Annotated in this window: 21 protein-coding genes and 1 pseudogene; 7 read left to right on the top strand and 15 right to left on the bottom strand. The window is 62.5% G+C overall.

Annotated features, from left to right (window positions below; translation table 11 throughout):
• Positions 1-2: 2 nt before the first annotated feature.
• The 7 genes from C5P05_RS10035 to C5P05_RS10065 all read right to left on the bottom strand — a co-directional run bounded on the left by C5P05_RS10035 (position 3) and on the right by C5P05_RS10065 (position 11,493).
• Positions 3-707, bottom strand: coding sequence for a response regulator transcription factor (locus C5P05_RS10035; protein ID WP_114969696.1), 705 nt, complete (start codon positions 705-707; stop codon positions 3-5).
• 70 nt (positions 708-777) lie between these two features.
• Positions 778-3,261, bottom strand: coding sequence for a glycogen/starch/alpha-glucan phosphorylase (locus tag C5P05_RS10040; RefSeq protein ID WP_114969697.1), 2,484 nt, complete (start codon positions 3,259-3,261; stop codon positions 778-780).
• Between the two features lie 32 nt (positions 3,262-3,293).
• Positions 3,294-4,778 (bottom strand): glycogen synthase GlgA, encoded by a 1,485-nt coding sequence (gene glgA, locus C5P05_RS10045; RefSeq protein ID WP_114969698.1) that lies wholly within the window; start codon positions 4,776-4,778, stop codon positions 3,294-3,296.
• Positions 4,775-6,046, bottom strand: coding sequence for a glucose-1-phosphate adenylyltransferase (gene glgC / locus C5P05_RS10050; protein WP_114969699.1), 1,272 nt, complete (start codon positions 6,044-6,046; stop codon positions 4,775-4,777). Before glgC ends, glgA begins: the two co-directional genes overlap by 4 nt.
• A gap of 29 nt (positions 6,047-6,075) precedes the next feature.
• On the bottom strand, positions 6,076-8,202 hold the full coding sequence (glgX, locus tag C5P05_RS10055) for a glycogen debranching protein GlgX (RefSeq protein WP_198674687.1): 2,127 nt from the start codon (positions 8,200-8,202) through the stop codon (positions 6,076-6,078).
• Positions 8,203-8,213: 11 nt separating this feature from the next.
• The gene (glgB, locus tag C5P05_RS10060) at positions 8,214-10,127 is read right to left on the bottom strand and encodes a 1,4-alpha-glucan branching protein GlgB (RefSeq protein ID WP_114969700.1); all 1,914 of its coding nucleotides are present in this window, start codon (positions 10,125-10,127) and stop codon (positions 8,214-8,216) included.
• A gap of 40 nt (positions 10,128-10,167) precedes the next feature.
• Positions 10,168-11,493 carry an AmpG family muropeptide MFS transporter gene (locus C5P05_RS10065; RefSeq protein ID WP_114969701.1) on the bottom strand — a complete coding sequence of 442 codons (1,326 nt, stop codon included), beginning with the start codon at positions 11,491-11,493 and terminating at the stop codon, positions 10,168-10,170.
• A 43-nt stretch (positions 11,494-11,536) separates the two neighbouring features.
• Here C5P05_RS10065 and C5P05_RS10070 point away from each other — a divergent pair, with 43 nt between their 5' ends.
• Entirely contained in the window at positions 11,537-12,385 is an 849-nt protein-coding gene (locus C5P05_RS10070) for a M48 family metallopeptidase (RefSeq protein ID WP_114969702.1), read from the top strand.
• Between the two features lie 78 nt (positions 12,386-12,463).
• On the opposite strand, the gene C5P05_RS10075 is transcribed toward C5P05_RS10070, so the two are convergent.
• Positions 12,464-13,129: an ankyrin repeat domain-containing protein gene (locus C5P05_RS10075; protein WP_114969703.1), complete on the bottom strand. Its 666-nt coding sequence runs from the start codon at positions 13,127-13,129 to the stop codon at positions 12,464-12,466.
• Between the two features lie 317 nt (positions 13,130-13,446).
• Between C5P05_RS10075 and C5P05_RS10080 the strand changes: the two genes are divergently transcribed.
• Complete coding sequence (locus C5P05_RS10080; RefSeq protein ID WP_232834428.1) at positions 13,447-15,081, top strand: pyrroloquinoline quinone-dependent dehydrogenase; 1,635 nt, start codon at positions 13,447-13,449, stop codon at positions 15,079-15,081.
• Between the two features lie 6 nt (positions 15,082-15,087).
• On the top strand, positions 15,088-15,672 hold the full coding sequence (locus C5P05_RS10085; RefSeq protein ID WP_114969705.1) for a c-type cytochrome: 585 nt from the start codon (positions 15,088-15,090) through the stop codon (positions 15,670-15,672).
• Between the two features lie 4 nt (positions 15,673-15,676).
• Here C5P05_RS10085 and C5P05_RS10090 read toward each other — a convergent pair whose 3' ends face one another.
• The 7 genes and pseudogenes from C5P05_RS10090 to C5P05_RS10115 all read right to left on the bottom strand — a co-directional run bounded on the left by C5P05_RS10090 (position 15,677) and on the right by C5P05_RS10115 (position 21,658).
• Entirely contained in the window at positions 15,677-16,315 is a 639-nt protein-coding gene (locus tag C5P05_RS10090) for an MBL fold metallo-hydrolase (protein WP_114969706.1), read from the bottom strand.
• Between the two features lie 217 nt (positions 16,316-16,532).
• Positions 16,533-17,234, bottom strand: coding sequence for an ABC transporter ATP-binding protein (locus tag C5P05_RS34425; protein ID WP_232834429.1), 702 nt, complete (start codon positions 17,232-17,234; stop codon positions 16,533-16,535).
• Positions 17,235-17,450: 216 nt separating this feature from the next.
• Positions 17,451-17,849 (bottom strand): annotated as a pseudogene (locus C5P05_RS34430) (hemerythrin domain-containing protein); the annotation flags it as partial.
• A 40-nt stretch (positions 17,850-17,889) separates the two neighbouring features.
• The gene (locus tag C5P05_RS10100) at positions 17,890-18,651 is read right to left on the bottom strand and encodes an ABC transporter ATP-binding protein (RefSeq protein WP_114969708.1); all 762 of its coding nucleotides are present in this window, start codon (positions 18,649-18,651) and stop codon (positions 17,890-17,892) included.
• A gap of 2 nt (positions 18,652-18,653) precedes the next feature.
• Complete coding sequence (locus C5P05_RS10105) at positions 18,654-19,586, bottom strand: branched-chain amino acid ABC transporter permease (RefSeq protein ID WP_114969709.1); 933 nt, start codon at positions 19,584-19,586, stop codon at positions 18,654-18,656.
• Positions 19,587-19,589: 3 nt separating this feature from the next.
• Positions 19,590-20,462 (bottom strand): branched-chain amino acid ABC transporter permease, encoded by an 873-nt coding sequence (locus C5P05_RS10110; protein WP_114969756.1) that lies wholly within the window; start codon positions 20,460-20,462, stop codon positions 19,590-19,592.
• A gap of 242 nt (positions 20,463-20,704) precedes the next feature.
• Complete coding sequence (locus tag C5P05_RS10115) at positions 20,705-21,658, bottom strand: PaaX family transcriptional regulator C-terminal domain-containing protein (protein WP_232834422.1); 954 nt, start codon at positions 21,656-21,658, stop codon at positions 20,705-20,707.
• Between the two features lie 288 nt (positions 21,659-21,946).
• Between C5P05_RS10115 and paaN the strand changes: the two genes are divergently transcribed.
• The 4 genes from paaN to paaI are packed head-to-tail and all read left to right on the top strand — an operon-like array spanning position 21,947 to position 26,406.
• On the top strand, positions 21,947-23,614 hold the full coding sequence (gene paaN / locus C5P05_RS10120) for a phenylacetic acid degradation protein PaaN (protein WP_114969710.1): 1,668 nt from the start codon (positions 21,947-21,949) through the stop codon (positions 23,612-23,614).
• Positions 23,615-23,623: 9 nt separating this feature from the next.
• A complete protein-coding gene (gene paaG, locus C5P05_RS10125; protein WP_114969711.1) occupies positions 23,624-24,421 on the top strand; it encodes a 2-(1,2-epoxy-1,2-dihydrophenyl)acetyl-CoA isomerase PaaG in 798 nt (265 codons plus the stop codon).
• Positions 24,422-24,425: 4 nt separating this feature from the next.
• Complete coding sequence (gene paaH, locus C5P05_RS10130) at positions 24,426-25,949, top strand: 3-hydroxyacyl-CoA dehydrogenase PaaH (RefSeq protein ID WP_114969712.1); 1,524 nt, start codon at positions 24,426-24,428, stop codon at positions 25,947-25,949.
• On the top strand, positions 25,942-26,406 hold the full coding sequence (gene paaI / locus C5P05_RS10135) for a hydroxyphenylacetyl-CoA thioesterase PaaI (protein WP_114969713.1): 465 nt from the start codon (positions 25,942-25,944) through the stop codon (positions 26,404-26,406). Before paaH ends, paaI begins: the two co-directional genes overlap by 8 nt.
• The last annotated feature ends 20 nt before the right edge of the window (positions 26,407-26,426 follow it).

The following is a 26,426-nucleotide window of genomic DNA, read 5'->3' on the forward strand; positions in this document are numbered from 1 at the left end:
GCTCAGTCTTGCTGGCGGGCGAACACATAACCCACCCCACGCACCGTCAGGATGCGCTTCGGATTCTTGGCATCGAGCTCAATGGCGGCGCGAATGCGGCCCATGTGCACGTCGATGGAGCGGTCAAATGCGTCGAGCTCGCGGCCCCGCACGGCTTCCATGATCTGGTCCCGCGTAAGCACCCGGCCGGCACGCTCGGCCAGGGCCACCAGTAAATCAAACTGGTAAGAGGTCAGGTCGCAGGCTTGCGTCCCGACCGCCACGGTGCGGGCGTCGCGGTCAATCTCCAGCGTGCCAAAACGCAATTGGCGGCCGACCTCGGGCGCGCCCTCCACGCGCCGGCGCAGGATGGCGCGAATGCGCGCCAGCAATTCGCGCGGCTCGAACGGTTTGGGCAGGTAGTCATCGGCGCCGATTTCCAGGCCGATGATGCGGTCCATCGCGTCGCCCTTGGCGGTCAGCATCAGCACCGGCACCTGCGCCAGCGCACCCGGCAAGGCCCGGATGCGGCGGCACACTTCGAGGCCGTCCATATCGGGCAGCATCAGGTCCAGGATGACCAGGTCGGGCGGGCTGGCCTGCAGGCTGGCCAGTCCCTTGTGGGCGTCGCCGGCCTGGCTCACCACAAACCCGGATTGCCCCAGGTACTCGCTCACCATCTGGGCCAGGCGGGCGTCGTCTTCGATCATCAGCAGGTGTTGACTCATGCGGCCAGTCTAGTGCAGGGCCCCCTCCGACGCTTGAAGCCGCGGTAAAGTTACGTAAACAGCGATTGCGCTACACAGGCAACAAGGATGGCGCTTGAGGCACGGCGGGCTTGAGCGGCTGGACACCCCAGATCTCGCTGGCATATTCACCGATCGTGCGGTCCGAAGAAAACACACCCATGCCGGCGACATTCAGGATGGCGCTGCGCGTCCAGGCAGCCGGCCTGCGGTAGAGATCATCCACCTTCTCCTGGCAAGCCACGTAATCCGCATAGTCCGCCAGCAGCTGGTAATAGTCGGACTCCAGCAAGGTGTTGACCACCTCCCGGTAACGCTCGGGCTCCTCCGGCGAGAACGCACCTTCAGAGAGCCGGTCAATGGCGCACTTCAGATCAAAATTCCCCTCGTAATAGCTGCGCGGCTGGTAGCCGTAGCCGCGCAGCTCCGCCACTTGCTCGGTGCGGTTGCCAAACACGAAAATGTTGTCCCGCCCCACGTTGTCCGCGATCTCGATATTGGCGCCGTCCCAGGTGCCGATGGTCAGGGCGCCATTGAGGGCAAACTTCATGTTGCCGGTGCCCGAGGCCTCGGTTCCGGCGGTGGAAATCTGCTCCGACAGGTTGGCGCCGGGAATGATGATTTCGGCCAGCGAAACCCGGTAGTTGGGAATGAACACCACCCGCAGTTGGCCCCCGATACGCTGATCGCTGTTCACCACACGCGCGACATCGTTGATCAAGCGGATGATCAATTTGGCCATGTGATAGGCCGAGGCCGCCTTGCCGGCAAAAATCACCGTGCGCGGTACCCAGTCGGCATGCGGCTGGGCCAGTATCCGGTGGTAGCGGGTAATGATGTGCAACACATTGAGCAGTTGCCGCTTGTATTCGTGCATGCGCTTGACCTGGACGTCGAACAGACTCAGCGGGTCCACGCTGACGCCGGGGCAGCGGGCGATCAGGTCGGCCAGGCGGCGCTTGTTCTGCTGCTTGGCCAAGCCGAAAGCGTTTTGGAACTCGGTGTCATCGGCCAGATCGCGCAGCCGGGCCAACTGGTCCAGCTCACTCCGCCAGTCGGGGCCGATGCGGCTGTCGATCAAGGCCGACAAGGGCGCATTGGCCAGCGCCAACCAGCGGCGGGGGGTAATGCCGTTCGTCTTGTTACAAAAACGCTCCGGATACATCTGCACAAAATCGGAAAAAATGGTTTCCACCATCAACTGGCTGTGCAAGGCTGACACACCATTGACCTTGTGGCTGGCCAGCACGGACAGATGGGCCATGCGCACGCGGCGCACGCCACGCTCTTCGATCAACGAAATACGGCGCAACAGCGCATGGTCCGCCGGAAAACGTGCGTGCACCTCGGCCAGAAAGCGGGCGTTGATCTCGTAAATCAAACCCATGTGGCGAGGCAACACCCGGCTCAAGAGCTCCACCGGCCAGGTCTCCAGCGCCTCTTCCATCAGGGTGTGGTTGGTATAGGAAAAGACACACGTGCACAAGGACCACGCCGCTTCCCAGCCGAGCTGGTGCTCGTCCAGCAGCAAGCGCATCAATTCGGGGACCGCCAGCGCCGGGTGCGTGTCGTTCAGGTGAATCGCCACCTTGTCGGCCAGCTGCTCAAAGCCGCTGTGACTCTTGAGGTGGCGCCGCAAAATATCCTGCAGCGAGGCGCTGACAAAAAAGTACTCCTGGCGCAAGCGCAATTCGCGGCCGTGCTCGGTACGGTCGTCCGGGTACAGCACCCGCGAGACGTTTTCCGAGTGGTTCTTGTCTTCCACGGCCTGGATGTAGTCGCCCCGGTTGAACGCATCCAGATTGACCCCGCCGCTGGCGCGTGCCGACCACAGTCGCATGGTGGCCACGCTGCGCATCTGGTGCCCGGGCACGCCGCTGTCGTAGGCGGTGGCAATCACGTCCTGGGTATCGAGCCACAGCGAGTGCCCATCCTGCGGCACCAAGCGTCCGCCGAACCGGACGGTGTAGCTGAATTCGGGACGCATGAATTCCCACGGATGGCCGTTGACCAGCCAGTAGTCCGGCTCTTCCACTTGCTGCCCCTGCTCAATGCGCTGGGCAAACATGCCGTATTCGTAGCGTATGCCATAACCCATGCCGGGCAGGCCCAGGGTGGCCATCGAATCCAGAAAACAGGCGGCCAGACGCCCCAGGCCGCCATTGCCCAGGCCGGCATCGGGCTCCAGATCAATCAAGGCATCAAAGTCGGCGCCCAGCAGGGCACACGCCTGTTTGACGGGCTCGTAAATATCAGCGGCCAGCAAGGCGTTGGTCAACGCGCGCCCGGTCAAAAACTCCATGGACAGGTAATACACGCGCTTGGCATCCTGGTCTTCGGCTTGCGCCAGCGACTCGCGCCAGCAACCCATGATGCGGTCGCGCACGGCATGAAAAACCGCAAACAGCCAGTCGCGCTGGGTTGCCGAGCGCACGTCCTTGCCCACCGCATAGACCAGCCGGTTCAAGATGGAGCGGCGCAAGGCTTCGACGCTGTTGATGGGCTTGTCATATTCAAAAGCAGTGACGGGCGGCATGGCTGATCCTTCTCAAAGCGTACGCGGACTCTTTATTCTGCGCCCGGCCTGAGTAACTCGTATAGGAAAAGGTAATGCTTTGCAACGCTGGGCCAGTCGAATCGCAGCCCCATTCCCCGTCTTTGCACCGCCACCCATTGCCCGGGGCGGCGCGACAAGGCAAAGGCCCGACGCACGGCGGCCAGCAAGCCGTCCGCGCTCAAATCGTCAAACACAAAGCCCGTGGCGCGGCCCTCGTCCAGGTTTTCCAGCGTGCAATCGACCACGGTGTCGGCCAGCCCCCCGACCCGGCGCACCAGCGGCAAGGTGCCGTAACGCAAGCCATACAACTGGGTCAGGCCGCAAGGCTCAAACGCCGAGGGCACCACAATGACATCCGCGCCGGCCACCACGGCGTGCGCGGTGGCCTCGTCGTAGCCGATGCGCACGCCCACCTGTCCGGGATAGCGCAGGGACGCCTCGATGAATGCTTGCTCCAGTGCCGCATCGCCCTGCCCGAGCAAGGCCAGTTGCCCTCCGCGCTGAACCAGTTCGTCGATCACCTGGGGCAGCAAATGCAGTCCTTTTTGCACCGTCAGCCGGCTCACCACGCCGAACACCAAGGCCTGCCCCCGCGGCTCCAGCCCAAAGTCCAGCTGAAGCGCCCGTTTGAGGCTGGCCTTGACCGGCAGCGTGTCAACATCGTAGGTCGCTGGCAGCAAGACATCGGTGTCAGGGCTCCAGATGGCGTAATCCACCCCGTTGAGGATGCCTGACAGCAGCTCGGCACGCGCGCGCAACAGGCCATCGAGCCCACAACCCTGAGGCTCCGTGGTAATTTCTCGCGCATACGTCGGACTGACGGTGGCAATCCGGTCGGCGTACCAAAGCGCCGCCTTCATGAACGAAACCTGGCCGTAGAACTCAAGCCCATCCACGTCAAAGTAGCTCGCGGGCAGACCCAGCTGTGGGAACACGGTGCGGGGGAACAAGCCCTGGAAGGCGATATTGTGAATGGTGAAAACGCTTGCCGGTGTGTAGCGGCCGGCCTCGGCGAAGGCGCGGTTATAGGCGGGGGCCAGACCGGCATGCCAGTCATGGCAGTGAATGACATCCGGCACCCAGTCCGGATCGAGCCCCTGGCCCAAGGTCGCGGCCGCCCAGCCCAGGGCCGCAAAACGCAGGGCGTTGTCGCCCCAGTCTTTGCCATCCGGACCGAGGTAGGGGCTTCCCGGACGTTCATACAAGGCGGGCGCCTGGACCAGATACAGCGGCGTGGCAACGACTGGCAGAGTCGCCAGCGCCACCGCCGCGGCCGGCAGGACCGGCGCCGGACCCCATGGCTGGGGTCCGTCAGGCAACAAGGCAATGGGCCGCGTGCCCCTGCTGTGAGCGGCAATGGCGGGAAAAGCGGGCATCAACAGACGCACCTCACAGCCCAAGGCCTGCAGCGCCGGGGGCAGGCCGGCATTGACGTCGGCCAGACCACCGGTCTTGAGAAACGGAAAAAGTTCTGCACAAACATACAGCACCTTCACGCCGGCCCCTGCGTCTGTGCCGCCAGCATGGCGCTCGTCACCAGCACCACCCCCTGGGGACTGCGGTAGAAGCGCCGCTCATCCTCGGCCGCGTCAAATCCGACCGTCATGCCTTCGGGGAGCTGGCAGCCCTCGTCAATCACCACCTTGCGCAAGCGAACGTGGCGTCCCACGCTGACCCCTGGCAGGATGACGGCCTCCTCAATGCTGCAATAAGAATGGACATGCGCGCCGGTGAACAACACCGAGCGCCGCACCAGGGAACCGGACACGATGCAGCCGCCCGCCACCAGGGAATCGACCGCCATGCCGCGACGCCCATCGTCATCGAAGACAAACTTGGCCGATGGCAGGGTGTCCTGGTAGGTCCAGATGGGCCAGTCCCGATCGTACAAATCAAGCTCAGGAATGATCGCAGTCAGGTCGATGTTGGCGGCCCAGTAAGCATCCACGGTGCCCACATCGCGCCAGTAAGACGCTGCCTCGGCGTTGGTTTTGACACACGAGCGCTCGAACGGGTGAGCGACCGCGTCGCCGCGTGACACGATGGACGGAATCAAGTCCTTGCCAAAGTCGTGGTGGGAAGCGGGGTCGGCGATATCCGACTCCAGTGCCGAAAACAGATAGTCGGCATTGAACACGTACACGCCCATGCTGGCCAGTGCCAGCCCCGGCCGGTCCGGCATGGCCTGCGGGTTAACGGGTTTTTCATCAAACCGGGTGATGCGCCCGGTGGCGTCCGCCGTCATGACACCGAAGGCACTCGCCTCGGCCAGGGGCACCTCAATGCACGCCACCGTGCACGGGGCTCCCTGTCCAACATGGTCGTCGATCAGACTGGCGTAATCCATTTTGTAGATATGGTCGCCGGCGAGAACCAGGATGTATTTGGCATGGTGACTGCGCAGAATGTCCAGATTTTGATAGACCGCATCGGCGGTGCCGCGGTACCAGGACGCTTCGTCAACGCGCTGCTGCGCCGGCAACAAATCGATGAACTCATTGAACTCATTGCGCAGAAATGACCAGCCATGCTGCAAATGGCGCAACAGGCTGTGCGATTTGTATTGCGTCAGCACGCCGATGCGGTGCACCCCCGAGTTCAGGCAGTTCGACAGCACAAAGTCGATGATCCGGTATTTACCGCCAAAGTACACGGAAGGTTTGGCGCAGTTTTCCGTCAAGGCCTGCAGCCGCGCACCCCGGCCACCGGCCAGAACAAGGGCAATCGTTTGACGGACCTGTTGGTGGAGATCTCTGGTTTTCATGAGGCACCTCGCAAACTAAAAGGTTCAATTCATGGCTTGTCCGTCTGGACCAGTCCAAAAACGGAACGGGGTGACAGGGTGATGTCACCCACGCTGGACGGGGCTAACCCCCATTGACCCTGGGGCAGGACCCGCGCCGCAGCACTGTCCAGCACCTGCAGCCAGCGGCCCGGCGGCAGCGCAAAAGACAGGGCCTGGCTGCCCGCATGAAACAGCAGCAGCCAGCGCTCGGCCGGCACCCGGCCTGCGTCAGCCACCTCGATCAGGCAGGCAAAACTTCGGAACTGCGGATCGTCCCAGTCGGCGGTGCTCAAAGCGGAGCCGTCCGGATTGCGCCAGCGGATGTCGTCTGCCGTGAACCAGCGCGCATGGCGCAGCGCCGCGTGGGCGTGGCGCAACTGGATCAGGCCGGCGACAAATCCGGTCAGGCCGGGGTCGGCGCCAGACCAGTCCAGCCAGGTCGTCTCGTTGTCCTGGCAATAGGCGTTGTTGTTGCCGCTCTGCGAATGCCCCAGCTCATCGCCTGCCAGCAACTGGGGCGTGCCCTGGGAACAAAACAGCGTCGCCAACAGGGCGTGCCGCCACTGCCCGCGCACCGCCTGCACCCCCTCGTCCTGCGTCGGGCCTTCCACCCCGGCGTTGTCACTGAGGTTGTGGTGGTGGCCATCGCGGTTGTCTTCGCCATTGGGGAAGTTGTGTTTGTGTCTATAAGAGGTCGCATCGGCGAGCGTCATGCCGTCATGCGCGGTGAGCAAGTTGACGCTGGACAGGGGACTGCGGCCGTCATGGTCAAAGAAGTCGCTGGAGCCGGCGAGCCGCCGCGCGAAGGCGCCGCGCGTGCAGTCAAACCCCAGCCAGAAGGCGCGGCTGGTATCGCGAAAGCGGTCGTTCCATTCCAGCCAGCCGGCCGGAAATTGCCCGAGCTGGTAGCCGTGCGGCCCGACATCCCAGGGCTCGGCAATCAGCTTGACCTTGGCCAGCACCGGGTCCTGACCAATCGCCGTCAGCAGTTCGGACACCGGGTGGAAATGATGCTGACGCACCGGGTCGCGCCCCAGCGCCGTGGCCAGATCAAAACGGAAACCGTCCACCCCATAGGCTTGCACCCACCAGCGCAGGCTGTCCATCACCATCTGCACGGCGCAGGGCTGCGCGAGGTTAAAACTGTTGCCACAGCCACTGAAATTGAGGTACTGGCCGGCATCATCCAGCGCGTACCAGCTGGCATTGTCCAGGCCGCGCCAGCTCAGCGTGGGGCCAAAGGTGTCGCTCTCGGCGCTGTGGTTGTAGACCACGTCCAGCACTACCTCCAGCCCATGGCGGTGCAGCTGGTCGACCATGTACCGGAATTCGGCACGCTCGTCCGGGTACTGGCCGCTGGCGTAGGCGGGCTCCGGGATGAAATAGCCCAGCGTGTTGTAGCCCCAGTAGTTGCGCAGCCCCTTTTTGAGCAGATGCGCTTCGGTCATAAACAACTGGACCGGCAGCAAGCACAGCGTTGTGATGCCCAGCCGCTGGTAGTGCGCCAGCATCGGGGCGCTGGCCAGACCGGCATAACGCCCGCGCAGGGCGGCGGGCACCTCCGGGTGGCGTTGCGTTTGACCCTTGACGTGCACCTCGTACAGTACGGTGCGCTCCGGCGGCAGCGGCGCGCAAGGCGTGATCGCCGCGCCGGCCTGCAGCTCCGCCGCCAGGTCCAGAACACGGGCTTTGGGAATGCGCGACGCGTTGTCCGTCGGGTCCGCCAGGGCGTCCAGCGCCGTGGCGTTCTCGGCGACGGGCCCCAGGTAATCGCGCTCCAGCGACAGGTGCTGGGTGTCACCCACCAGGGCGCGTGCAAAAGGGTCGATCAGCAACTTCGCCGGATTGAAGCGCTGTCCCTGCAAGGGCTGATACGGCCCGTGGGCGCGCAGCCCATACAGCTGCCCAGCGCCCAGACCGGCCACGAAGCCGTGCCAGATGCCGTTGCTGCACGCCGGCAGGGAAAATCGGGCCGTCTCCCGTGCCCCCTGTGCGTCATACAAGCAGACTTCCACGCGTTCGGCGTGGCGGGAGGACACGGCGAAGTTCACGCCTGCTTGTCCCTGCAGGGTCATCGGGCTGGCGCCCAGGGGCCAAGCCTGCCCCGACTCGCATGACACAGTGGGTGTGGACACGTCTGGCGGGCTCATGGCCCCGCCCCCGGCGCCAGCCACAGGACGCCCAAGGGCGGCAAGGTCAACACCACAGACGCTGCATACCCCTGCCAGGACACCCGCTCCGACACCACCGTACCCGCATGGGCCACGCCACTGCCACCGTAGCCCACGGCATCGGTGTTCATGACTTCGGTCCAGACGCCGAGCTGCGGCACGCCCAGCCGGTAGCCCTGCCGCGCCACCGGCGTCATGTTGCAGACCACAACCATTTGTTGCGCCGTGCCAAAGCCATGGCGCACGAAGCTGAACACCAAGCGTGACGGGTCTTGCACGTCAATCCAGCCAAACCCTTCAGGCTCGTCGTCGCGCGCATGCAGCGCGGCATGGCTGCGGTACAGGTGATTGAGATCGCGCACCAGGCGCTGCACCCCCGCATGGTCCGGGTTGTCCAGCAATGACCAGTCGAGTTCACCGTCATGGTTCCATTCGCGCACCTGGGCCAGTTCACTGCCCATGAAGAGCAGTTTCCTGCCCGGGTGGGCATACATCAAGGCATACAGGGCGCGCAGATTCGCCCTCTTTTGCCAAGGGGCGCCCCACATCTTGCTGTAGAGCGATCCTTTGCCCTGCACCACTTCGTCGTGTGACAGCGCCAGCACAAAACGTTCGCTGTAGGCATATATCAGCGCGAAGGTGATGCGATCATGGTGCTGCGGCCGATGAACCGGATCCATTGAAAAATACGTCAAGGTGTCATGCATCCAGCCCAGATTCCATTTGTGATGAAAGCCCAGCCCGCCCGCCCCGGGCGGCGCCGTCACGCCGGGATAGGCGCTGGACTCCTCGGCCACCGTGATCGTCCCGGGCGCCTCCTGCCCGAGCATGCGATTGAGTTCACGCAGGAATTCAATGGCCCCATGGTTCTCGCGAACCCCATCGTAATGCGAAACCCATTCGCTCCCGGAACAACTGGGATCGCGGTACAGCATGGACGTCACCGCATCCACGCGCAGACCGTCAACACCGTAACACTCCACCCAGAACAATGCGTTGCCGACCAGAAAGTTGCGAACCTCCACGCGCTTGCAGTTGTGAATCAGCGCCATCCAGTTGCATTGGCAAGCGTCACACGGGTCAAGGGCTTCGAGCGGCATCGCGCTTTCGAAGGGGCCCGAGTCCTGGGCACGCGCCGGGAATGGGGCCGGCACCCAGTCCAGCAAGACCTGCAAGCCGGCATCGTGGGCGGCCGTGACAAAGCGCCGAAAAGCGTCAGGCGTTCCATAGCGGGCCATTGGCGCATACAAGCCGGTGGACTGGCAGCCCCACGGACCATGACACGGAGGCTCGCTGACCGGCATGAGTTCGATATGGGTGAACCCCAGGGCCGCGACATAAGGGACCAAAGTACGGGCCAGCGCATCCCAGTCCAGCGATACGCCATGGGCCCGCCGCCATGAGCCCACATGCACCTCATAGATGGCCATGGGTGCTGTCAGGGCGTTGGCCGTGGCCCGCTGCCCGGTCGGTCGCAGCGCGAATTCAGGCAGATTCATCACAATGCCGGCACGACCTGCGCCCCGCTCGCTGTGCAAAGCGTAAGGATCGGTCTTGAGGACGTGCTGACCATCAAGCGCCTGCACCGAGAATTTGTAGCGCGCGCCCTCACGCACGTCCGGCACGAACACCTCCCACGCACCGCACTCGACGCGGTGCTGCATCACATGTTGGCGCGCGTCCCAGCGATTAAAGTCTCCGACCACGGAAACCTGCCGGGCATCGGGCGCCCAGACCGCAAAAGCGGTTCCGGCCCTGCCACCCAAAGTGCAGGGATGTGCCCCCAGCTTCTCCCAGGGTCGCAGATGGCGGCCTTCTCTGAGCAGCCAGACATCGGCTTCACCCAGCCACGGCTCATTGCAAAAGGGAATGACTGCATCCTGCGACATGGCACTGCGAAGAACGTGGCGCTAAACGCCTGAGGTCGCTTTATTGGCTTTTGGCTCTGGAGGCCAGCCACACCAGTAGCAACACTGGCGCACCCAGCATGGCAGTCGCAGTAAAGAAGTGCTGATAACCAAAAGCGTCCACATAGCGGCCCGAATAGCCCGCCAGAAATTTGGGGGCCAGTAACATCATCGAACTGAATATCGCGTATTGGGTCGCCGAGTAGTTGAGATTTGTCAAGCTCGAAAGATATGCAATAAACGCCGCTGAAGCGATGCCGCTGGCCAGGTTGTCGGCCGAGATCACGAAGATGAGCGCCGTCACATCGTGCCCTTGTGAACCCAGCCAGGCAAACAGCAGATTGGTCGCCGCGCTCAGGATAGCGCCCAGCATCAGCACGCGCATCACGCCCAGGCGCATCGCCAGCACGCCGCCCACAAAAGCACCGACCAGGGTCATGATGACGCCGTAAATCTTGGTCACTGCGGCCACTTCGTCCTTGGTGTAGCCCATGTCGACGTAAAACGGATTCGCCATGATGCCCATCACCACGTCACTGATACGGTAGACGGCAATCAGCGCCAGGATCAGCAGCGCCTGTTTGCCGTAACGCCGCAGAAAGTCGGCGAAAGGCTCAATCAGGGCGCTTCGCAGCCATTCCGACGCATTTTTGGCCTTGGCCATCGGAAGGCGCAGCGGTTCCGGCGACAGCAGCACCGTCAGCATACCCAGCGACATGCTGGCCGCCATGGCCAGATAGGCGGCTTGCCAGGCCCCGTGCTGGTAGCTCGTCACGCCGACCACTTCAGCCCGCGCGGCCAGCCACAGCACACCCGCGCCGGCCCAGATCATGGCCAGACGGTAGCCGGTTTGGTAGGCCGCCGCCAGCGCCGCCTGGCGGTCGGTGTTGGCGGATTCAATGCGGAAGGCGTCCAGGGCAATGTCTTGCGTGGCCGAACCGAAGGCTACGGCCAGTGCGCCCCAGACCACGGGCTGCAGCGCCACCTGGGGATCATTGAAGGACATGGCCACCAGCCCCACCATGATCGCCAATTGCGCCAGCAGCAGCCAGCTGCGCCGGCGTCCGAGCCAGCGCGTCAGCAAGGGAATGGGCATCCGGTCCACCAGCGGCGCCCAGACCCATTTGAAGGCGTAGGCCAGGCCGACCCAGCTCAGGTAGCCAATGGTGGTACGGTCGATGCCCGCCTCGCGCAACCAGAAACTCAAGGTGCCCAACACCAGCAGCAGCGGCAAGCCGGCGGAAAACCCCAGCAGCAGCATCCGCACCGTGGGGGGCTCCAGATAAACCTTGAAAGTCGCAAGCCAAGTAGGCTTGATTTGGCGGGCGTCGGGGGCACTTGATGTCATGCAGGAATAATACGCGCAGCCTTGTCAACTATTGAGACCGACCATGAACACGACGCCATCCGCCTCCCTTCAACCGCGACGCCGGCTGGCGCTGCAGGGCATGGCCTTGCTGCTGGCCCTGTCGCCCGTGCTCGCGCCCCTGGCCCAGACACGCGACGGGATTGATGTCGGCGGCAACTCGGCGTTCAGTCAGCTGGTGCCGGCCGACGCCGTGGAGCGCTCTTCCGGCCAGCAATATGCCCAAATGCTGCAAGAGGCGGCGGCAAAACACGCGCTGGGCGGCAAAGACCACCCCCAAGTGATACGCCTGCGCGCGATAGCCAGGCGGATCATTCCCTTTACGATTGACTGGAATCCGCGCGCCAAAGACTGGCGTTGGGAAGTCAACCTGATTGGCAGCAAGCAAATCAACGCGTTTTGCATGCCCGGCGGCAAGATTGCGTTCTACAGCGGCATTCTGGATCAGCTCAAGCTCAGCGATGACGAAGTGGCCATGGTGATGGGGCACGAAATTGCCCACGCCCTGCGCGAGCACGCCCGCGCGCGCATGGGCAAGAACGCCGCCACCGGCATCGGTGCCAGCCTGCTGAGCCAGGTGTTCGGTTTGGGCCAACTCGGGCAAACGGTGACCAACTACGGCGCCCAGTTGCTGACCCTGCAATTCAGTCGCAGCGACGAATCCGAGGCCGATCTGGTGGGCATGGAGCTGGCGGCCCGCGCCGGCTACAACCCCCGCGCCGGCATCACCTTGTGGCAAAAAATGGCTGCCACCAGCAAAGGTGCACCGCCGCAGTGGCTGTCAACCCACCCGTCGGGCAACGCCCGCATCGCCGAGATAGAAGCCAATCTGCCCAAAGTGATGCCGTTGTACGAGCGCGCCAAAAAGGGCTAGGCGGAGCAGAGATTTATAATGTTTTTAGCCTCTAGCCCAGATAGGCAGTTCGAAGACAGCTATAAATAAAATAGCAAATCAGGGTTCTTCCAGCAGGCGCACGACAGCCGTGTGCTGGCCCTCGCGGGCCATGTCCATTGCGGTTTTGCCGCGCCGGTCTTTGAGGTGGCGATCGGCGCCCTGCTCCAGCAGCAGGCGAACCGTTGATTCGTGCCCATAGGCAGCAGCCCACATCAGTAACGTGAGCTCATTTTTCAGTGCGGCATTGACCTGCGTGCCGGCCCGTATCAACGCCAGCAAGCAGTCACGGCAGCCATTGCCGGCGGCGTAAGTGGCGGCGTTTTTCTGGACGCGGTCGACCGGGTCGATATGACCGCCGGACGCCAGGAGCTTGCGCACGATCTCCGCGTTGCCGCTGAAGGCCGCCCCCATCAAGGGGGTGACGCCGGCCAGGTTGGCAAGATCGACATCGGCGTTGGCTTTCAGCAGCACATCCACCAGGGCAACGTCGCCTTTGGCGGCGGCCGTGTTCAAGGGCGAGTCACCATTGCGGTCGCGGGAATTCACCTTGGCACCCTCTTGCAGCAACGCGACGACTCGCTCGATCCGGCCGGCTTTCGCCGCCAGCACAAACTGCCCATTGATATTGATCTGATCCATGCCTCTCTGGGCAAACGCCCCTGGCGCATGGCTGCCCAGCAGCCCTAGCAAAAGACCCAAGCGGATCAACTTGACTGTTTGCATCGTGTCTCCTTCTGTCGGTCGATGACACTCATCTCGGGCCATCACGACCTGCTTGCGCCGCCGCCCGCCGGAATGCCAGTGTGCATTGAGCGCGCAATTGGAATATTTGATTTTTCGCAATCTGTAGTCTCCCGTCCGTGAATTTAATGATCGGCCGGGGAGTCCTTTTTTTCGGAGGCGAGATCACATTGCCATTCCGTTAAATCAACGAGGGGAGATGACAAATGCAACATTTGAAATCAACACACGGGTTCACTGCGGTGCTGGCGCTTTGTGCCATGGCCGGTGCGGCGAACGGGCAGGAAATCCAGGGTCAAATGGGCGTGGGTGCAGGTGCCGCGGCGATGACCAAGGGCATCAATGTGACACAGGCCCAGTTGAACGCATCAGGTGGGCAGGCGGTGGACTGGCTGCATACCCACGGTGACTATGCGCAGACCCGGTTCTACCCCGGCAAACAGATCAATGCGGGCAACGTAAAACAGCTCAAACCGGTCTTCACGTTCCAGACCGAGGTGCGGGAGTCGATGGAAACGGCCCCGATCGTGGTCGATGGCATCATGTACATGACGACCTCGTACAACCATGTGTATGCGCTCGATGCCGTCACCGGCAAGGAGTTCTGGCACTACAAGCACAAGATGGGGCCCATCACCACCTTCTGCTGCGGCCCTAACAACCGGGGTGTGGCGATTGAAGGTGGAAAATTGTTCATGGGCACACTCGATGCCAAGCTGGTGTCGCTGGACGCCAAGACCGGTCAGGTGCTGTGGGAAACCGAGATCGCCGATCCGGAAAAAGGCTATAGCGAAACCATGGCACCCACGGTTGTGGAGGGCAAGGTGCTGATCGGCACCAACGGCGGCGAGTACGGCATTCGCGGCTTCATCAAGGCCTTCGATGCAGCCACCGGCAAACTGGCCTGGACCTTTTATTCCATCCCGGAAAAGGGGCATGAGGGCGTCTGGGCCGAGGTTGACGCCACCGGTCGCAACATGCACCGCGACATTGCCGCCGAAAAGGCCCAACTGGCGCGCGACAGCTCCTTCTATCAGACGCTTGGCGGCGGGGTCTGGATGAATCCCGCCGTGGACTTGAAGACGCGCACCCTCTTCTTTGTGGTGGGCAATCCTTCGCCCGACCTGTATGGCGCCATGCGTCCGGGCGACAACCTCTATACCAACTCCATGGTGGCCATCAACCTCGACACCGGCGCCTACAAATGGCACTCCCAGTACATCGCCCACGATGTGTGGGACCTGGACGCCGTCAGTCCGCCCATCCTGCTGAATGCCCGGGACAAGGCCGGCAAAATGGTGGCGGCCGTGATGCACGCGGGCAAGACCGGGCACGTCTATGTGCACAACCGTGAAACGGGCGAGTTGATTCGCTTCTCCGAAGCCATGATCCCGCAGGAAAACATGTGGGTGCTGCCGACGGCCCAGGGCGCGCGCATGTTGCCGGGCGCCAATGGCGGTGTGGAATGGTCGCCCATGGCCTTCAACCCACAGCATCGCCTGACCTATGCGCTGAATCTGCATCAGCCGATGACGTATCACGTTGAGGCCGCCGCCTATCCCGGCGGCAAGCTCTGGCTCGGTGGCGCGTTCAAGGTGATTGAGGGCGAAAAGCAGTGGGGTCGTGTGGCCGCGGTAAATGTGGACACCGGCAAGATGGCCTGGAAGTTCGACACCGAGCAGCCTTTGATTGGTGGCGCCCTCGCGACGGCTGGCGACTTGGTGTTCTACGGTGAAGGCAATGGCCTGTTCCGCGCCCTGCACGCCAAGACCGGCAAGCTGCTGTGGGAGTACAACTGTGGTGCCGGGGCCAATGCCATGCCGGTGTCGTATTCCGTCAAGGGCCAGCAGTATGTGGCCATGGGTTGCGGCGGCAATACCCAGCTGGATTTCAAACGGGGCAATTCAATGACGGTGTTTGCCTTGGCGAAATAAGCGCGGATGCCCAAGATTTCGGCATGGCTCGCCACCACCGTATCGGCCTCCCTGCTGCTGGCGCCTGCGGCGGCGCAGGATATCGAGGCCGGACGGGCCAAGTCCGCCGCTTGCGCGGCCTGCCATGGGGTCGACGGCAACTCCGTGGCGGGCACCTTTCCCAACCTCGCAGGCCAGAGCTGGCGCTACCTCTATATCCAGTTGCAAGACTTCAAGGCGGGGCGGCGCAGCGATCCGCTGATGACGCCGATGGCACTGCCTTTAAGCCGCCAGGACATGATCGACATCGCCAACTACTACGCCGCGCAGCTCGCCAAGCCGTCCAGCTTCAAGGCCGACGAAGCCAAAATCAAGCTCGGCCGGGCCAAGGCCGATGAAACGCTTTGCGCCATGTGTCATCTGGGAGGGTTTGCGGGACAAAACGAAATCCCCAAGGTGGCAGGGCAGCAATACGACTACATCGTCAAACAATTACGCGATTTCAAGGAGCGCAAACGCACCAATGACGCCGGCAACATGACCAGCGTCGCGCAGACCCTGAACGACGCAGATATAGAAAATCTGGGCCACTACATCACGAGTCTGCGCTGAGGGCTCAGGTCCCTGCCACGTAGGGGTTGGTTTTGCGTTCGCGCCCAAAGGTACTTTCCGGCCCGTGCCCGGGAATGAACACGGTGTCGTCACCCATCGGCCACAGGCGCCCGACGATGCTGGCAATCAGCGTGTCGTGATCGCCCTGCGGGAAATCGGTGCGGCCAATAGAGCCGGCGAACAGCACATCTCCGACAAAAGCCCGCTTGATCTCGGGAGAATAAAACACCACATGACCGGGCGTGTGACCGGGGCAGTGCCGCACCTGCAGCGTGCAGTTTCCAACTTTGACCGTGTCGCCATCCGCCAGCCAGCGCGTCGGTGTGAAGGCGTCCGAATGGGGAAAACCGAAACGCTTGCTCTGCTCGGGCAGGCCGTCAATCCAGAACTGGTCGGCCGGATGCGGGCCGATGATGGGCAGCTTGAGGTTTGCCGCCAGTTCGGCGGTGCCGCCAGCATGGTCGATGTGGGCGTGGGTCAGCCAGATCTGCGTCAGCGTCAGCCCGCGGCGCTTGACCTCGGCCAGCAGCAGGTTGAGATCGCCACCGGGGTCTATGACGGTCGCTTGCAGGGTTTCATCGCACCAGACGAGGGAACAGTTTTGCTGAAAGGCGGTGACGGGAACGGTGGTGTAGTGCAGCATTTTATACGTTTTCGGCCTCTAGCCCGCGCAGACATTGCGCAAGTAGCTATAAATTAAATAGCGAGTTCAATGCCTGATCGGCGTCGGCGCAAAAACTTCTCTTCTGTGTAAAGCGGTGTGCGCCAAAGCCGCCCGGCCGGCAACTCTTTCTGGCTGGATGACCTCATTGTGTCCTCATCGGTCATCCCGACCCGAGACTTGCGCCACCCAAGCTGGATTACATCCCCAGATACGCCGCGCGCACCTGCTCATTGCTGATCAACTCCTGGCCGGTGCCAGTCAGCGTGACTTTGCCGGTCTCCAGCACGTAGCCCCGGTCGGCAATCGCCAGCGCGGCAAAGGCGTTTTGCTCCACCAGCAGAATCGTCATGCCCTGGGCCTTGAGTGTCTTCACCACGTTAAACACCTCCTGCACCAGCAGCGGCGCCAGTCCCATCGAGGGCTCGTCCAGCAGCAGCAGCTTGGGCCGCCCCATCAGGGCCCGGCCAATCGCCAGCATCTGCTGCTGACCGCCCGACAGGGTGCCGGCCGGAAGCTGGCGCTTTTCCTTCAGGATCGGGAACATGGCAAACACCTTGTCCAGATCACCCTCGACCTGGTGTTTGGGCTGCGTGTAAGCGCCCAGGCGCAAGTTGTCCTCAATCGACAGCGGCCCGAACACCTGGCGCCCCTCCGGGCTCTGGCAGATGCCGCGGCGCATGCGCAGGTCCGAGCGCAATTTGCTGATGTCCTCGCCGTCGAACTCGATCCGCCCGGCGCTCATCGGCTGCACGCCCGACAGCGTGCGCAAAAAAGTGGTCTTGCCGGCGCCATTGGCGCCCACCAGCGCCACCGTCTCGCCGCGGCGCACTTCCAGGCTGATGCCTTTGAGGGCCTGGATGCGGCCGTAACAGCTTTGCATGTTCTCCACCCGCAGCAGCACTTCGGTGTTGGCCGGCGCCGCACCGGCCAACAGCTGGCCGGCGCTGTGCCCGCCCAGGCCGATGGACTCCGGCGCCAGGCTGGCAATGCGGTGAAACAGCTCACGGAACTCGGCCTTGGCGCTGGCGCCAAATAGCGGGTCGTTGTTGTCCAGAAAGGCGCGGTCGATCTCGGCCCAGTCCGGCGCGCTCAAGGCCTGGCGTGCCAGCGGCATGATGTCTTTTTCTTCCACCCGGATATGGCTTTTCAGGCCTTGGGTGTACAGCCGCACGGCGGCGGTGAAGACCGGCGCGACCCGCGGGCTATAGCCGGCTTGCAACAGCTGGACTCGCAAGGCCTGCAGCTGGCCCGGCCCGTTGCGGTGCTCCTGCTGCAGGGCGTCCAGCACGGTGGCCGCCTTGTCGCTGCGCAGGCGCAGCAGGCGAAACAGGAAGTCGTCTTCCTTGGGGTGGTGCGAGCGGTCCACAAACTGCTCGATGTAGTCAAACACGGCATTGAAAAAGGCCGGCTCGGGCGGAGCGCCAGCGTCGATCTCGTCGGCCACCTGGTCGAGGCTGGTGGCGATGCGCCACAGATTGGCGTGCTCTTCGCTGATGATGCGCAGTGCTTGCATGCGGGCTTCCTTCTTGCGGTTCTTGTTTTTGTTCTTGGGCTCAAGCGTGCGCGCCGAGGTAGGCGGCGATCACGTCGGGGTTGCGGCGCACTTCGTCCCCGCTGCCTTCGGCCAGCTTCTTGCCGTAATCCAGCACCAGAATGCGCTGCGACAGGTTCATCACCATCTTCATGTCGTGCTCCACCAGCACCACGGTGACACCGGAATCCGCCACCTTGCGCACCAGCGCGTCGACTTCGATCGTTTCTTTCGGGTTCAGTCCGGCCGCCGGTTCGTCCAGAAAGATGATGCGCGGCTTCAAGGCCAGGGCGCGCGCAATCTCCAGGCGTTTGAGCGCGCCGTACGGCATGCTGTCGGCGCGGGCCTCGACGTACTGCGCCAGCCCGACAAAAGACATCAGTTCCGCCGCTTCAACCCGCAGTTCGGCATCGCGACGCTTGATCGAGGGCCAGCGCAGTGCCGCCTTGAGCGGATTGCGGTCCAGCCGCAGGTGCGCGCCGACCATCACGTTCTCGATCGCGCTCATGTTCATGCAGATCTGCAGGTTCTGGAAGGTGCGGGCCACGCCGCGCCGTGCCAGTTCGTTCGGGGCTTTGCCACCGATGGATTCACCGTCGAGTTGGATGGTGCCACTGGTCGGGGTGTAAACGCCGGTAATCAGGTTAAACAGCGTGGTTTTGCCGGCGCCGTTGGGGCCGATCACGGCATAGATGATGCCGGCGTCGATGCTGAAACTGACGTTTTGCACCGCCTTGACTCCGCCAAACTGGATCGAGAGCTGGTTGACTTCAAGCAGGGCCATGGTCAGGCTCCCTTGCCGAATTTGGCGGCCAAGGTGGGCACCAGGCCGCGCGGCATGAAGATCATGCAGCTCATCAGGATGGCACCAAAGGCCACCGTTTCCCAGCCCTCCAGCGAGGTCAGCGCCTGCGGCAAGGCGGTCAGCAGCACGGCGCCGACCAGCGAGCCGTAGACCGAGGCCATGCCGCCAATCACCACCATGGTGACCAGTTCAATCGAATGAAAGAAGTCGGCGAAGTTGGGCGTGACAAAACCGACGTAGTGGGCGGTGATGCTGCCCATCAGGCTGGCAAACACGGCCGAGATGACAAAAATCGAGACTTTGTAACGCACCACATCGACACCGGCCACCTGGGATGCCACTTCCGAACCATGCAAGGCGCGCAGGGCGCGGCCAAACGGCGAGTCGATCAGGTTCAGCGAGGCCCAGACGCTGACCGACAGCAGCAGCGCCACCACCCAATACCAGTGTTTGTCGCTGGCCAGCTCGAAACCGAACAAGCCGAAAGCCGGCACCGCCATGCCGTCCGGACCGCCGGTCAGGGCAGCTTCGGTACGCAGCACGATGTTGATGATGATGCCCAGACCGAGCGTGGCCATGGCCAGGTAATGGCCCTTGAGTTTGAAGATCGGGCGCGCCAGCAAGGCCGCCAGCAGGCCGGTGGCCAGCGCGCCGGCGCCCATGGCCAGCAGCGGGTGCCAGCCGAAGTGGGTCGGCAAGACGGCGGAGGCGTAAGCGCCAATGCCCAGAAAGCCGGCGTGGCCCAGGCTGATCTGGCCGGCAAAGCCGATCAGCAGGTTCAGGCCGAGCACGATCACGGCGTTGATCGCCATGCGAATCGCCAGATCGACGTAAAAACTGTTGGGCAGCACAAAAGGCAGCACCAGCAGAATGGCGATGACCAGGTACAGGCCGAGGTAGGTGTTTTTTTGCATGGATCAGACCCGGTCGGTGGATTTGCCGCCGAACAGGCCGCGTGGCATGAAAAACAGAATCAGCAGGATCAGCACAAAAGGAATCGCATCCTTGTAGGCCGACGAGATGTAACCGGCGCCCATGGCTTCCAGAATGCCGACCAACAGGCCACCGAGCACGGCGCCCAGCCCGTTGCCGAGGCCACCAACGACGGCGGCGACAAAACCTTTGAGGCCGAGCATGATGCCGACGTCGTACGAGGTCAGGGTGATGGGCGTGACCAGAATGCCGCCGAGGGCCCCGAGTCCGGCCGACATGGCAAAACTCATGAACAGCACCCAGTTGGTGTTGATGCCGACCAGCTCAGCCGCGACCCGGTTGAACGAGGTGGCGAGCATCGCCTTGCCGTGCAGGGTGCGGCTGAAAAAATACCACAGGGCCACCACGACGACGGCGGTGACGCCCAGCACCCACAGGCTTTGCGGCATCAGGGTGGCGCCGAGAATGGCAATCGGCACTTCGCCGGAGAAGGCCGGTAGGCTGTGCGTGCCTTTGCCGAGCCAGACCTGAATCAGGCCACGGATGACGAGCGAGGCGCCGATGGTGATGATGATCAGGGTGACGGTCTCGGCACCCTTGACCGGCTCGATCGCCAGTTTCTCCAGCAGCACGCCGACGATCGCCGGCACGGCGATCGCCAGCACCAGCGCGACCGGCAGCGGCAGCCCGGCCTGGCTGAAAAACACCGCCAGCATGCCGCCGAGCATGATGAATTCACCTTGCGCGAAGTTGATGACGTTGCTGGCGTTGTAGATCAGCGTGAAGCCCAGCGCCGCCAGCGCGTAGGTCGCGCCGACGGTGACGCCGGAGAAGAGGAATTGCAGGAATTGGGCCAGCATCAGGTGGGCCGTCCGCTTCGGGTGAAAACCAAGTCGCTAACCGATTGCTTGAGCATTTTTTCCTTATCGTTTCAGTCAAGGGCTACGCGCCCATACTTTGCGATTTTGAAACCCAAGCTGACTTCTGTCAATTAACTGATACAGAAACTTTAAGAAAATCGTTTATTTGTATCGCTTTATTGCTTGTCAAGAGGGTTTTCCCTTGCCTGTCGCAGGACATTCCGAGCCAAAAGCACGCGTCAAACCGGGGCCATTAGCGGGTCTTCGGTCTGGAACCGTGCCGCCAACATCGGCAGCACGCCAGGCGTCATGCCGCTGGACAGTTTCATGTGCAGCTCGATGTGACGCTCCGAGGGCGCGAGCAGGCGTCGGTAGAGTTCCTTGCACAGCAGGCGGGCTTTCTGCCCCGGCCAGTGGGCGGGCAACAGCACGTCAGGCAATTCAGGATCCCGCAGCAGCAGCCGGCGATAGTCGTGGATCAGCAGTGTGCGCAACAAGAAGGCGCATTCGTCGTCAATGCCACCCTGCACATCGCGGCGCAGCTGGTCCAGCATGGGCTGATAGCGCGCCACGAAGTCCGCATAGGACGCACCGAGCTGCTCCAGGTTCCAGGCGCGCTGCACCATATCAGCGTCACTGGCCGAGAGATCCGAGCCGGCGCGGGCCGCGAGCAAAGGCATCAAATGCTTGAGCAGATCACTCATGCCCTCGGTCATCAGTGCATCAAAGGCCGTCGTCAGATCCGTGCTGGGGTGCACAAAACAGTCCGAGCCCACCATCCCAAAACCCTGCCAGAAGAAGGCGCGACGCAGCCGCTCCCGCTGCTTGGGCTCCAGCTCTCCGACGGTCAGGATGAGGCGCCAGCGGCGATCCCAGAGCGGTGAGTTGGACGCATAGATATGGCGCGCCGTTTCTTCAAAACGACGCTGCCCGGCCGGTGTCAGCATGTAATCCGCACGCCGACCGATAGCCTCGGAGTACATCCACTCCTCCTTGACGAGGCGAAAAATGGCGGTCCGGATGAGCCGATCATTGAGTTGCAGCGGTTTGAGCAGGCCAATCAGACTGCCCAGCCAGATGCGCCCGCCACGCGGCAAAACAGCATCGCCAAAAACGGAAATGATCAGTGAGCCCGCCTTCATGCGGCTTTGTTGCCGAAAGTCGGCAAGGTGTTTCTGGATGGGATCAATCACTTGGAATGGCCGAAGGCGGCTGACATAAAGGCGTGAATCTTAGCTGCCCGCACGCTTTGGCAAGCCCGGGGAATTTTGTACCGTCCGAGAAAGATCATGGTTTTCATCCGGCGTTCTGGATGCCTACATCAAGTTGCAACGCGATACAACAATACAACTTTATTCAATACAAAATGAATCACTATGTGCTAAAGTTGATCTAAATTAAAAACAGTTGAATGAAAAATTGTTGACGACTGAAGTCATCCGCAGGCAATCGAACACGTCCCTCATTTAGGAAAAAAATCAATGTCCCATCCCCTCTTCGAAAAGCACCGCGCCAAACTCGACCTGGCGCTCAAGGCCATCCAGACCCGTGCTTATTGGGCGGCTTATAACGAAATGCCCAGCCCCAAGACCTATGGCGAAACGGCCGCCGACGATGGCAAGCGCGCTTTTGAGGCGCATCCGGGTCAACAATTTGTGATCGACCAGCCGGGCCAGACCGGCTGGCTGGGCGGCGAGCAGTCGCCCTTCGGCGTTGAACTCAACGTTGCGTACCCGGTGTGTGACGCGCAAGCCCTGATCGATGCCGGCCAAAAAGCCATGCCGGGCTGGCAAGCCGCCGGCTGCGAAGGACGCACCGGCATTTGCATCGAAATGCTGGACCGCTTGAATCAGCAGAGTTTTGAGCTGGCGCACGCCGTGATGACCACCACCGGCCAAGGCTGGATGATGGCTTTTCAGGCCGGCTCACCGCACGCGCAGGATCGTGGCCTGGAGGCCGTGACTTATGCCTACCGCGAACAGAGTTTTGTGCCGACCGAAACCCTCTGGGAAAAACCGCAAGGCAAAAACCCGCCGCTGGTGATGAAGAAGCTTTTTGAGGTGGTGGGGCGTGGTGTCGGTGTTGTCGTCGGTTGCGGCACCTTCCCCACCTGGAATACCTACCCCGGCCTGTTTGCCGCCTTGGCGACCGGCAATGCCGTGATCGTCAAGCCGCACAGCAACGCGATTCTGCCGGCCGCCATCACAGTGCGCACGATCCGCGCCGTGCTGGCTGAAAACAGCATTGATCCCAACCTGGTCACCCTGTGTATCGCGGACAAACGCGAAACCACACAACAGCTGGTGACCCATGCGGCGGTCAAGTCGGTGGACTTCACCGGCGGCAACGTGTTTGGCCAGTGGCTGATCGACAACTGCCGTCAGGCCCAGGTTTATGCCGAGCTGGCAGGCGTGAACAACATCGTGATTGACTCGACCGATGCCTACAAGCCGATGCTGCGCAACCTGGCGTTCACGCTGGCGCTGTATTCCGGCCAGATGTGCACCACCTCGCAGGCGCTGTTTGTGCCGGCGGGCGGGATTGACACCGAAGACGGTCACAAGTCCTACGACGAGGTTTGTGCTGATCTCGCCCGCACCATCGAGGGCACACTGGCCAAGCCGGAAGTCGCGCTCGCCGTACTCGGCGCGGTGCAGTCAGCGGACACCTTGAAACGCGTTGAGCAAGCCAACAGCGGCGCGCTCGGCCGGGTGATTCTGGCCTCGAAAAAACTCGACAACCCCGAGTTTCCGAACGCCGAGGTGCGCACGCCGGTGCTGCTGGCCTGCGATGCGGCCGATGAAAAAGCCTATATGGAAGAACGCTTCGGCCCGATCACCTTTGTCGTCAAAGTGGCCGATACCGCCGCGGCGATTGCCTTGTCGGAGCGCATTGTGAGCACCCACGGCGCCTTGACCACCGGCATTTACTCCACCAACCCGGCAGTGATTGACGCCATGACCACCGCCACCTGGCGCTCCAAGGTCGCGCTGTCGATCAACCTGACCAGCGGCGTGTTTGTCAACCAGTCGTCCGCCTTCTCCGACTACCACGGCACCGGCGGCAACCCGGCGGCCAATGCCTCTTACTCGGATTCGGCTTTTGTCGCCAACCGCTTCCGCGTGATCCAGCGCCGTTACCACGTCTAAGGCAAGGCCATGACTTTCGAAAATATCCGCTTTGAGCTGCAGGGCAGTATTGCCCACCTGACGCTCAATCGCCCTGACAAGATGAACAGCTTCAACGCGGCCATGCACGCCGAGTTGCGGATGGCGCTGGACCAGGTGCAGGAAAGCAAAACCATCCGTGTGCTGGTGCTCACCGGCGCCGGTCGCGGTTTTTGCGCCGGGCAGGATTTGTCCGATAGCCAGGTGCAGTTTGTGCCCGGCGAGGCCGTGCCCGACATGGGTGATGTGGTGGAGCAAAACTACAAACCCCTGATCTTGCGTCTGCAAAACCTGCGCGTGCCGACCATCGCCGCCGTGAATGGTGTTGCGGCGGGCGCCGGGTCGAGTCTGGCGCTGGCTTGTGATCTGGTGGTGGCGTGCAAATCGGCCTCGTTTTTACAAGCCTTCTCCAAAGTGGGCCTGCTGCCGGACACCGGCGGCACCTGGTTTTTGCCGCAACGTGTCGGCATGGCACGCGCCATGGGCTTGGCGTTGCTGGCAGGCAAACTGCCGGCGGAAAAGGCCGCCGAATGGGGGCTGATTTGGGCCGCCGTGGAGGATACCGAGTTCGCGAGCACCGTGGATGCCCTGGCGCTGCAACTGTCCACCGCGCCGACCAAAGCGCTGGTGCGCACCCGGCAAGCCATGCATGCCGCCCCCGGCCATACGCTGGAACAGCAGCTGTCGATGGAAGCCGGTTTTATGCGCGAATTGGGCTGGAGTGCCGACTTCACCGAAGGGGTTGCCGCCTTCGTGGCCAAGCGCCCGCCTAATTTCACGGGGGCCTGAACGGATGAGCGCGCTCGCACAGCAGTCCGTGATCGCCGTGGTCGGAACCGGCGCCATGGGTGCCGGTATTGCCCAGGTGGCCGCCGCTGCCGGTCATCCGGTGAAGCTGCTCGATACGCGTCCGCAAGCGGCCGAACAGGCCGTGAGCGGCATTCGTGCCCAGTTCGCCCGAATGGTCGAAAAAGGCAGGATGAGCCCGGAAGCTGCCACTGCGGCAGGTCAACGCCTGATCGCCGTTAATGCCCTATCCGATCTGGCCGATGCCAGCCTGGTGATTGAGGCGATTGTCGAAAACCTGCAAGCCAAACAAAAGCTGTACAGCGAGCTCGAAGCCTTTGTCGGCGTGGATTGCATTTTTGGCAGCAACACCTCCTCGATTTCCGTCACCGCGATTGGAGCCGCCCTGCAGCACCCCGAGCGCTTGGCGGGTTTGCATTTTTTCAACCCGGCACCTCTGATGGCCCTGGTGGAAATTGTTTCCGGCCTGGCCACCAACATGGCCGTGGCGCAAACGCTGTTTGCCACGGCGACGGCTTGGGGCAAAACGGCGGTGCATGCCAAATCAACGCCGGGCTTCATCGTCAACCGTGTCGCGCGGCCGTATTACGCCGAAGCCATGCGCGTGTTGAATGAAGGTGGCGCGGATGCCGCCACCATCGACGCCTGCCTCCGCGAAGCCGGAGGTTTTCGCATGGGGCCGTTCGAGCTGATGGACATGATCGGCCACGACGTTAATTTTGCCGTGACTCGTTCGGTCTGGCAGGCGTTTTTTAACGACCCGCGTTTTTTGCCGTCCCTGATTCAGCAAGACCTGGTCGATGCCGGTTTTCTCGGCAAAAAAACAGGCCGCGGTTTTTATGATTACCGCGACGGTGCGCTTCGCCCTGCGCCACACACCGAGGCGACGCAAGCCATACCCGAGCGCGTGGTCATTTACGGCGATTCTGTCGCCGCCCAAGCCCTGGCCGAGCGCTTGCGCACCAACCACATCCGCTTTAGCCAGGCAGGCGCCAACGGTGACTTGCTGGTCTCAGCCGGTGAGGCGCAGCTGTATATCACCGATGGCCGCACGGCCACGCGCCGGGCCTTTGACACCGGCATCGCCAATACCGTGCTGATTGATCTGGCGCTGGATTACAACAAGGTGACCCGGCTGGCCATCAGCGTGGCGACGCAATGCGACAGCACCAGCGCGGCACAGGCGATCGGTTTGCTTCAGGCCGCGGGTTTGGCAGTTTCCAGGTTCGGCGATGTGCCGGGTTTGGCCGTGATGCGCAGCGTCGCCATGCTGGCCAATGAAGCGGCCGATGCCGTCAATCAAGGCGTGTGTGATGCCCAAGCGGCCGATGCCGCCATGCGGCTCGGCGTCAATTACCCCTGCGGCCCGCTGGCCTGGGCCGATCGTGTCGGCCTGCCCACCCTCAACCGGGTGCTTTGCAACCTCGGTCTGGCCTACGGCGAGGACCGTTACCGGGTCTCGCCGCTGATTCAACACCACGTTTTTGCAAAGAAGAATTTTCATGACTGAGCCCCATCCCAATCCGCAAGCCTTGGCCGAAGAAGTGGCGGCGTCCATGTGGTCGCGTGACCGCGCGACCCAGGCGCTCAAGATGCAGCTGCTCGGCGTCAAACCGGGTTACGCCCTGGTCTCGATGCCGGTGCAGGGCGACATGCTCAACGGCCACCAGACCTGCCACGGCGGCTACCTGTTTACCCTGGCCGACAGCGCTTTTGCCTATGCCTGCAACAGCCACAACCAGAACACCGTGGCCTCGGCCTGCCATATCGACTTTCTGGCGCCCGCCCGGGAAGGCGACGTGCTGGAGGCCGAGGCGGTCGAGCGCTCGCTGACCGGACGCACCGGCGTGTATGACGTCACGGTGCGCGTGCGGGGTGGCAAAACCATTGCTTTGTTTCGCGGAAAAAGCTACCGCATCAGCGGTGAAGTGATCGCCGGCCTGCAGCAGGCCGCACACGCCCACTAATTAAATGACCCAGAGGAGAC

It is taken from the genome of Rhodoferax ferrireducens (genome assembly GCF_003347515.1).
Classification (GTDB): domain Bacteria; phylum Pseudomonadota; class Gammaproteobacteria; order Burkholderiales; family Burkholderiaceae_C; genus Rhodoferax.